This is a genomic window from Azorhizophilus paspali (assembly GCF_043587585.2).
Lineage (GTDB): Bacteria > Pseudomonadota > Gammaproteobacteria > Pseudomonadales > Pseudomonadaceae > Azotobacter > Azotobacter paspali.
Genome location: NZ_CP171449.1, coordinates 1,253,566 through 1,261,421, shown reverse-complemented (window position 1 = coordinate 1,261,421; position 7,856 = coordinate 1,253,566). Strand labels below are relative to the sequence as shown.

The following is a 7,856-nucleotide window of genomic DNA, read 5'->3' as shown; positions in this document are numbered from 1 at the left end:
TGTTATGACTGCCGACATGTCCGTTTCGCGCCTGAACCAGTACAACAAATCTCTACTTCTGGGGCGCTGTCTGTCGCAATGGGCTCAAACCTATGGTGAACGCATCGCTCTGGTCAATGAAAGCGGTGAATGCCTGACCTACGCACAATTGCAAGAACGTGTCGAACGTCTCGCTGGTGGCCTGTACATGGCAGGTCTGCGTGCTGGTGATCATGCAATGGTGCATATGCCCAACACGTTTGGCTTCTTCTATTCATTCTTCGCGCTGCTGCGCGTGGGAGCCATCCCTATCATGGCGATGCCCAACCAGCGGGAACAGGACATCGACGCCTTGATGGCCATTGCGCAGCCGACGGCCTACTTTATCCCCGATGACGTTGGCAAATATGACTATCTTGCGTTGGCGCAACGAATGCAGTCCAAGCATGAGAGTTTGCGGCTGGTCGTGATGGATGGAGACGCGAAGTGTGAAACACGCGACGTCCAGCTTCTGGAAGCGCTCCAAGGTCCCACGTGCCCGTGGCCCGAGCAGGATGAGCGCGATACCGCCGTACTGCTGCTTTCAGGTGGCACGACGGGTACGCCAAAGCTGATTCCCCGCACCCATGGGGACTATTTCTACAACTTTACCGCTTCCGCCAAGCTGTGCGGATTCGAGCGAGACATGGTATTTCTGGCGGTACTTCCTGCCGGCCACAATTTCACGCTCGCTTCTCCTGGTGTGCTCGGAACCTTCCAATGTGGCGGCACGGTAGTGACATCGATCTCTGTCAGCTGTGATGAGGCTATGCCCCTGATCGAGCAACACAGGGTGACGCATGTGGCGTTGGTGCCGCCGCTGGCCAAGCTGTGGGTGGAAGGCCGCGAATGGGAGGACAGTGATCTATCCAGCCTCAAGCTGATACAGGTAGGAGGGGCACGGCTGGAAACGGGTTTGGCCCGGCAACTGGTCGATGTCATGGGGTGCCAGCTACAGCAGGTCTTTGGCATGGCCGAGGGCCTGCTGTGCTACACGCGCCTGGACGACCCGTTGGAAACGATCATCCATACCCAGGGCTGCCCGCTGTCTCCCGAAGACGAGGTTCGAATCGTCGATGAGGACGACCAAGACGTGCCTAAAGGGCAAGTCGGACAATTGCTGACCCGAGGGCCCTACACAATTCGCGGCTACTTCCAAGCATCGGCGCAAAACGCATCCAGTTTCACCGAGGATGGCTTTTACCGGTCCGGCGACCTGGTACGTCGTGACGCGAATGGCAATCTGATCGTGGAAGGCCGTATTAAGGAACAGATCAACCGATGCGGCGAAAAGATCTCTGCGGCCGAGGTCGAAGAGGCGATCAGTTTGCTGCATGGTGTCCATGCCGCCACGGCGGTTGGGATTCCCGACGAACTGCTTGGCGAGCGGATCTGCGTTTTCATCAAGCCGAAAAGCGGTCAGACAATCGACCCACCGCGCATCAAGATAGCACTGCGCGAAGGCGGTTTGAGCGACTACAAGGTGCCAGACCAGATCGAGACCATCTCCGAATGGCCATTGACCGCTGCCAAGAAAATCGACAAGCGGCGCCTGGTTGCAATCGCCACCCAGCGCGCCTCGGCTTCCCCGCAAGCCAAACCATTGGGCTACCTGCAAGAGGCGATGGCAACGGATACGCTACCGTTCGAGTTGAGGTGAACCGCCCCGGGAATCTCGCTTCGAATTTCGCTGCGACGATGGCGATCGTTTGCGGATAACCTTCGCCCTGGATTGCTGCGACCGCGAAGCCATCGGTTGGGTGGCCAGCCCCACGGCTACAGCGGTGACGATGTTCGCGATATCATGCTCGAGACCATCGACGGACTCTACAAGGCCGAAGTGATTCATCGCCAGTCCTGGAAGAACCGCGAGGCCGTGGAGCTGGCCACGCTGACCTGGGTGGACTGGTACAACCACCGTCACTGCTGGAACCGATCGGCAACATCCCGCCGGCGGAAGCTGAAGCGGCGTATTATCGACAACTCGACGAGTCAGCCCTGGCGGCATGAATCACACCAACGAGCCTCCGAGATTCCCGGGGCGGTTCAGACCGTGCCGCAGCTGTGGCAGAGCATTGGCGAGGCAATCGGGCAGTTCTCGGCGCAGGACTGCAGGCACTACTTCGAGGCAGCCGGATATGAATCGGGATAAGGTAAAAATGCTCCAGCGAGACCGTGCCGGAGATCCGCCGGCCGGTCCCGAGACTGGCGTGCGTCCTCGTGCAACGCCAGGATGGTTCGGGCATAGCTTGCCAGCCTGGCGCCCGTCGGTGTTAGGGAAACCGAACGCGTGGTGCGGTGGAGCAACCTCTGGCCGGCTTCGGTTTCGAGCCGTCGGATGTGAGCGCTGATCGCCGACTGCAAGAGGTGCAGGCGTTCGGCGGCTCGGGTGAAGCCACCTGTGGAACTGGGGGCTTCCGTACAAGTTGAAGCACCTCATCGACGCGATCTCCCACAAGGGGTTGGTATTCACCTTCGACGAGCGCGGCTTGAACGGCATGCTCAGCGGCCGCCGTACCGTTGCCATTTACGCCTGCGGCCTGGGCTACGGCCCCGAATCACAGACGCCAGACCATGCCTGGGGACTGGAGAAGATTTATCTGGAGGCATGGTTGCGGTGGGTGGGCATCAAGCAGTCCAAAGCATCGTCGTCGAAAACACGCTCGCGCCTGCAGGCGCTGCCATTCGAGCGGACGCAGAGAATGCGGCGGCCTTGCTGGCGCAAAGTGTCGAGCAGGACGTGGCCAAGACTCCCGTCCTGGGCCGAAACGTCTGAGGTGCGCAGCGCGAGAAGCGACAGGCCTCGCACGCAGCAAACCTCAAGCGGTCTTCAGCAGATCGATCAACGCGCGAGCTGGAGCCGACAGGCGCCGGTGCGGAGCATAGACCAGCGAGAAGGGCCGTGAACGCCCGCCCAGGTGCGGCAGCAGTTCGACCAGGCCGCCGCGTTCGATCCGTTCGCGGACGATGAAATCGTAGCTCTGACACAAGCCCATTCCGTGTTCTGCCAGCGACACCACGCCCAGCACGTCGTCGGAGACCTCGATGGTCGATTCTGGCAGCCAGTCCAGGTCCCGGCCGTCCTCGCGGAACAGCCAGGGCGCATAGCGGCCGGTACGCGGCATCACGAAAGGCAGGCAGACGTGCCGGTGCAGATCGTCCAGTGTGCGTGGCTCTCCGGCGCGGGCGATGTAGGCCGGCGCCGCCACCAGGCGCAGCTGGGCGTCTTCCAGCTTGTGCGCGACCAGGCCGCTGTCGGGCAGCTCGCCCAGCCGGATGGCGAGGTCGAAGCCCTCGGCCACCAGGTCGACGTTGCGGTTGGTGATATTCAGCTCGACGCGCACCTGCGGGTGGCGCTCGGCGAAGCGCTGCAACAGCGGTGGCAGACGGAAATGGCCGTAGGTGGTCGGCACGCTCAGGCGCACCCGTCCCGCCAGCACGCCGCCTTGGCCCTGGATGGCGCGTTCGGCGTCGTCGATCTGCGCGAAGGCGCCACGGGCCTGCTCTACGTACAGCCGCCCGGCATCGGTCAGGCCGATGCGACGGGTCGTGCGCCGCAGTAGTTGCGTGCCGAGCCGGCCTTCGAGGCGGCTGATGGCGCGGCTCAAGACCGAAGGCGTCGTTGCCAGCGCTACTGCGCCGGCGGTGAGCGAGCCGTGGTCCACAACGGCGATCAAGGCTTCCACATCAGCCAGGTGGTCGAATCGGCGGCTCATCTTGTCTCACTAAGAACAAATGAATTGCTTTGCAGGCAGTTTATCTCCCGAATTAGTCGGAATAAAGTCGGGCTGCGTGCTGTTCTGCGCCATCGCCAGACGCCCGTATCCACTGAATTCCCGGAGCCGCTCAATGATCCCCCGGCTTGTACTGACCTTGGTCCTGATGCTGATCGCAGCCAGTGCCATACGCACCTACGCTAACCCCCTGTCGCCAGGAAAAGACCCCGCCATGAACGCCACCGCCATCCGTTCCGACATCAAGCCCGTCCTGTTCGTGCTCACCAGTCACGGCACCAAGGGCGATACCGGCCAGCCGACCGGCTTCTACCTTGGCGAAGTCACACATCCGCTCGCAGAATTGGAGGCAGCCGGACTCGCGGTGGAATTCGCCTCGATCCAGGGCGGCGAACCGCCGGTCGATGGCCTGGATCTCAACGATGCGGTCAATGCCCGCTATTGGAACGACCCGCGCTTTCGCGAGGCGCTGCGCGGCACCCAGCGCCTGGATGAGGTCGAGCCGTCGAAGTATGCGGCGGTCTACTTCGCTGGCGGCCATGGAGCGATGTGGGACTTCCCGGACAGCTCTGCGGTCGCTCGCGTGGCCCGGGCGGTGTTCGAGGCCGGTGGCGTGGTCGGCGCGGTCTGCCACGGTCCGGCGGCGCTGATCAACGTGACCTTGAGCGACGGCCGCTATCTCGTCGCCGGCCGCAACGTGAGCGCCTTCACCGATAGCGAGGAACGCGCGGTCGAACTCGACCGGACCGTGCCGTTCCTGCTGGCCACCACGCTGGAGCAGCGCGGGGCTCGCCACCAACCTGCGCCGGACTTTACCGCCCAGGTGGTCGTGGACGATCGTCTGGTCACTGGTCAGAACCCGCAATCGGCGGCTGGCGTCGGTCGCGCGATCCGCGACCTGCTGCTGGGCGCCCGCTCATGATCGAGACAGTGGCGGCCTCAGTTGGCCGCTGCTTCCGCCGCCCGTGCGCCGCCCTCGATATGGGCATCGCCCCACGCCTTCAGAGCGTGGATGACGGGGGCCAGTGTCTGGCCATAGTCCGTCAGCCGGTACTCCACCTTGGGCGGCACCTCGGGATAGACCTTGCGCGCGATCAGGCCGTCGCCTTCCAGTTCGCGCAACTGGTTGGTCAGCATGCGCTGGGTGATGTTGGGCAGCAGTCGGCGCAGCTCGTTGAAGCGCAGCACCTGTTCGGTCAGCAGGCGATAGAGGATGACGCCCTTCCACTTGCCACCGATCAGGTTGAGCGTGGCCTCGACCGTGCAGCCGGTGGCGCAGGTGAAGGTTTGATGCGGAATGCGGGCCATGGCAGTACCTTTTTCGACACTATATGCAAAGTATGTGCGTTCTTACGTAGATAGACAATAAAAGCAAGAATGGCGTGCATTGTTCACCGAATGGAGCGCGCCATGAAAGCCGTTGGCTTCAACCAACCCCTACCTATTTCCGACTCCCGATCCCTGATCGATCTCGACCTGCCCGAGCCCGAATACGGCGAGCAGGACCTGCTGGTAGAAGTGCAGGACATCGCCGTCAATCCGGCGGACACGAAGGTACGGGCCTCTGTGCAGCCGGCCACCGGCACTTGGCGCATTCTCGGCTGGGATGCGCTGGGCCGCGTGCGCGCGGTCGGCGCGCGGGTAACGGGGTTCAAACCCGGCGACCGGGTGTTCTATGCGGGCGCGATCGACCGGCTCGGCAGCTATGCCGAGTTGCAGGCGGTCGATGCGCGTATCGCAACCCATGCGCCGGCGACGCTCGGTGACGAGGATGCTGCGGCGCTGCCGCTGACTGCGCTGACCGCCTGGGAAACCTTGTTCGACCGCCTGCGGGTGGAGCAGCCCGTCGCAGGTGCGGCCCATGCCATCCTGGTGATCGGCGGCGCGGGCGGCGTCGGTTCCATCACGATCCAGTTGGCGCGCGCCCTGACCGACCTCACCGTTATTGCGACCGCCTCGCGCCCGGAAACGGTGGCATGGGTGGAGAAGCTGGGCGCGCACCATGTCATCGACCACCGCCAACCGCTGGCCCCGCAGATCGACGCCCTCGGCCTGGGCGCACCTGCCTTCGTGTTCTCGACCACGCACACTGACGACTACCTCACCGACATCGTGGCGTTGATCGCGCCGCAGGGACGTATTGCGCTGATCGACGATCCCGCGTCGCTCGACATCGTTTCCCTCAAGCGCAACAGCCTGTCTGTCCATTGGGAGTTCATGTTCATCCGCCCACTGCTGGGCACGGCCGACATCGCCCGCCAGCAGGAGATCCTGGCCAAGGTGGCCGCACTTGCCGACCAGGGGAAGATCACCACGACCCGCACCCAATCGCTTGGACCGATCAGTGCCGAGAACCTGCGCAAGGCCCACGCGCTGCTGGAGAGCGGCCAGGCCATCGGCAAGCTCACGCTGGCCGGCTTCGCGGTGCAGGAGCAAGGCGCATGAAGGCTCGACACATCATGAGAACGCTCGCCGCGTTGTTGCTGATCCCACTCGCGAGTTCGGCGCTCGCGGCCGAGGTCCAGACCGCTGAAGTGGTTGCCACACTGCCCGAGGCGGTCGGCAACATCACCTTCACGCCGGACAACCGAGTCATCTACAGCCATCATCCGTTCTTCTCGCCGGACATCCGCGTCGCCGAACTCGATGCCGACCGGCGCTCCGGGCGCCCCTTCCCGAACCTGACCTGGAACACGCCGCGCAAGGACAGCGACCACTACCTGGACTCGGTGCTGGGTTTGCGCGGCGACGCCCAGGGCGTGGTCTGGATGCTGGACATGGGCACGCGCGGCGGCATTACCCCTAAGCTCGTCGGCTGGAACACCCGCACGGACCGCCTGAAGCGCATCTACCACATCTCCGCACCGGCCTCGCGGCCGGAATCGCAGCTCAACGATTTCGCCATCGACCCTGTGCACAGCGCGTTCTACATCGCCGACGAAGGCATCGGCCCCGGCGGCGACGGCACTCAGGCCGCGCTAGTGGTCGTGGACGCGCGCACGGGTGCCTCGCGCCGGTTGCTGGAAGGCCATGCCAGCGTGCGGCCCGAGGACGTGCCGATCAGCGTCGATGGCCGTGAACTGCGCGTACCGGGCAGTGGTGGGAAGCCGGCACGTCTGCGCGTCGGCGCCGACGGGATCGCGCTCGACAAGGACGCCACGTGGCTTTACTTCGGTCCGCTCAACGGCGGCTGGCTCTACCGTGTACGCACCGCGGACCTGCTCGACACGTCGCTGGATGCCGCCACGCTCGGGCGGCGCGTGGAACGCTATGCGCGCAAGCCCAACAATGGCGGGCTGTCGATCGACGATGCAGGCAACCTGTACCTGACCGAAGTTGAACATCGCGCGGTTGGCGTGATCGGGGCGGACGACCGCCAGTACCGGCGGCTGGCCACGCATCCTGACTTGATCTGGCCCGACGGTGTCAGCTTCTCGCCGGACGGGTGGCTGTACGTGTCGGCCGCGCAGCTCTCCGAGGTACCTGTGTTCAATGAGGGCAAAGCGCGGCACCGGCCGCCTTACTACATTTTCCGATTCCGGTCGCTGGCGTCGGGGCGGCTCGGGAACTAACCGGATGGGCCGTGCCTGCGAGACACGATCGACTACGCGTTACGGTTCGGCCTCATCCCGGCGGCAGATTCTTCGCCGTCGCCTCTTGCGTCAGCGCGTCGTTCTCGACCGCAGCTAGCAGCGAGTCCAGCAGGCCAGGAAATCGTGCCTCCAAGTCTTCCCGCCGAAGCGACAGCAAATTCTCCCTGCCGTAGGGCCGCTGCCAGATCACGCCGCTGTCGCGCAGCACGCGCCAGTGGTGGGTCAGCGTGGATTTGGGGATGCCGTGCAGTACTGCGCTGCACGCATATTCCCCGCCGCCGGCCAGCACGCGCACCACCGTGAGACGCAGCGGATTGCCGAGCGCGGTCAGCACGTTCTCAAGGCGAATCTGCTCCCGGTCGGGATGGTTAGGTGTCATCCGGCCAGTGTATGACATAGTACGAGTACCTACAAACCATTTCTTTCCGCCATGTAGGTCGGGTCATTATTGTTCGATTGTCCTCGTACTGTTATAGTACGCATGTATTCGTACTATCGAACGTCGTCACTT

Annotated in this window: 8 protein-coding genes and 2 pseudogenes; 6 read left to right on the top strand and 4 right to left on the bottom strand. The window is 63.6% G+C overall.

The window, feature by feature from the left end; genetic code table 11:
* Positions 1-4: 4 nt before the first annotated feature.
* Together ACGI6K_RS06275 and ACGI6K_RS06270 are read left to right on the top strand one after the other, a co-directional pair.
* A complete protein-coding gene (locus ACGI6K_RS06275) occupies positions 5-1,678 on the top strand; it encodes a (2,3-dihydroxybenzoyl)adenylate synthase (protein WP_376942063.1) in 1,674 nt (557 codons plus the stop codon).
* A gap of 114 nt (positions 1,679-1,792) precedes the next feature.
* Positions 1,793-2,028 (top strand): annotated as a pseudogene (locus ACGI6K_RS06270) (IS3 family transposase); the annotation flags it as partial.
* A 201-nt stretch (positions 2,029-2,229) separates the two neighbouring features.
* On the opposite strand, the pseudogene ACGI6K_RS06265 reads toward ACGI6K_RS06270, so the two are convergent.
* Positions 2,230-2,415, bottom strand: a pseudogene (locus ACGI6K_RS06265) (LysR family transcriptional regulator); the annotation flags it as partial.
* 29 nt (positions 2,416-2,444) lie between these two features.
* Here ACGI6K_RS06265 and ACGI6K_RS06260 point away from each other — a divergent pair.
* Entirely contained in the window at positions 2,445-2,924 is a 480-nt protein-coding gene (locus tag ACGI6K_RS06260) for a hypothetical protein (RefSeq protein WP_376942061.1), read from the top strand.
* On the opposite strand, the gene ACGI6K_RS06255 is transcribed toward ACGI6K_RS06260, so the two are convergent.
* On the bottom strand, positions 2,838-3,734 hold the full coding sequence (locus ACGI6K_RS06255) for a LysR family transcriptional regulator (protein ID WP_376942059.1): 897 nt from the start codon (positions 3,732-3,734) through the stop codon (positions 2,838-2,840). The two genes, ACGI6K_RS06260 and ACGI6K_RS06255, sit on opposite strands and share 87 nt — an antisense overlap.
* Positions 3,735-3,867: 133 nt before the next feature.
* Here ACGI6K_RS06255 and ACGI6K_RS06250 point away from each other — a divergent pair, with 133 nt between their 5' ends.
* Positions 3,868-4,674: a type 1 glutamine amidotransferase domain-containing protein gene (locus ACGI6K_RS06250; protein ID WP_376942057.1), complete on the top strand. Its 807-nt coding sequence runs from the start codon at positions 3,868-3,870 to the stop codon at positions 4,672-4,674.
* Between the two features lie 17 nt (positions 4,675-4,691).
* Here the strand turns inward: ACGI6K_RS06250 and ACGI6K_RS06245 are convergent, their stop codons facing one another.
* Positions 4,692-5,060, bottom strand: coding sequence for a winged helix-turn-helix transcriptional regulator (locus ACGI6K_RS06245; RefSeq protein ID WP_376942055.1), 369 nt, complete (start codon positions 5,058-5,060; stop codon positions 4,692-4,694).
* A gap of 102 nt (positions 5,061-5,162) precedes the next feature.
* On the opposite strand from ACGI6K_RS06245, the gene ACGI6K_RS06240 reads away from it, so the two are divergent.
* Both ACGI6K_RS06240 and ACGI6K_RS06235 read left to right on the top strand, forming a co-directional pair.
* Positions 5,163-6,197: a zinc-binding alcohol dehydrogenase family protein gene (locus ACGI6K_RS06240; RefSeq protein ID WP_376942053.1), complete on the top strand. Its 1,035-nt coding sequence runs from the start codon at positions 5,163-5,165 to the stop codon at positions 6,195-6,197.
* Entirely contained in the window at positions 6,194-7,324 is a 1,131-nt protein-coding gene (locus tag ACGI6K_RS06235; RefSeq protein ID WP_376942051.1) for an L-dopachrome tautomerase-related protein, read from the top strand. The genes ACGI6K_RS06240 and ACGI6K_RS06235 overlap by 4 nt, the downstream gene beginning before the upstream one ends.
* 52 nt (positions 7,325-7,376) lie before the next feature.
* On the opposite strand, the gene ACGI6K_RS06230 is transcribed toward ACGI6K_RS06235, so the two are convergent.
* Positions 7,377-7,742 carry an ArsR/SmtB family transcription factor gene (locus ACGI6K_RS06230; RefSeq protein WP_376942049.1) on the bottom strand — a complete coding sequence of 122 codons (366 nt, stop codon included), beginning with the start codon at positions 7,740-7,742 and terminating at the stop codon, positions 7,377-7,379.
* Between the last annotated feature and the right edge of the window lie 114 nt (positions 7,743-7,856).